Here is a 748-nt window from a genome sequence, read left to right as displayed (position 1 = left end):
CCCGTGGGGGGTGTGCATCGTGTGCCCGCGGACACCCGGGTCATGCATGTGACGTACGCCACTTTCATCTCGGCGGGCATCACCCGATCGGCACCGGACACCGGAGGGCGGACTTCCCGCCCCACCATCACCGCTGTGACCTGCACGCTTGGGCAGTGACAAGGAGGCGGCGCCGGTCCGGACGGGTGAATGCTGACTTGGTGTCAGCAGGCATGGGTGGCGGGACGGCCGTTAGCTCGGACCCAGGACACACCAGCCCGCGCCGTCCCCGCTCGGAGGAACCCCCCATGCGCAGTCCTGCTCGCCTCGTGACCGGCACCGCCGCCGCGGCCCTCGCCGCTGCCGCGCTCGGCCTCAGCGCCGCCGCCCCGTCCGCGTACGGGGATGAGCTCGGGTCATTGGAGATCTCTCCCGCGAGTGCCGCCCCGGGGTCCACGGTCACCGTGAACACCACCGCCTGCGGCAGCGACACCGGCGCCACCGGTGACGCGAGCGCTCTGGACGCCTCCGAGTTCGCGCTGGCACCGGCCACCCTCAAAGAGGTCCTGGCCGGTTCGTTCCAGGTGCCGGGCGCGATCGAGCCGGGGCCGTACAGCATCGACGTGGCCTGCGAGAACGGCAAGCGGGCCACCGGGGAGATCGAGGTGAAGGCCGCGGGCACCACGGGCAAGGAGAGCGCCGCGGTGCCCTTGGACGAGGACTCCCCCACCGGTGCCGGTCTGCTGTCCGACGAGGACTCCCCCGCCGG

General features: G+C 72.3%; 1 pseudogene. It reads left to right on the top strand.

Annotation, left to right across the window (positions count from 1 at the left end):
- Positions 1–287: 287 nt before the first annotated feature.
- Positions 288–748, top strand: a pseudogene (locus JGS39_RS40260) (hypothetical protein); the annotation flags it as partial.

Origin of the sequence: Streptomyces poriferorum, from assembly GCF_019399235.1 — a bacterium.
Taxonomy (GTDB): Bacteria; Actinomycetota; Actinomycetes; order Streptomycetales; family Streptomycetaceae; genus Streptomyces; species Streptomyces poriferorum.
Note: the sequence above shows the minus strand (reverse complement) of the source record. Positions and strands in the feature narration are given on the sequence as shown.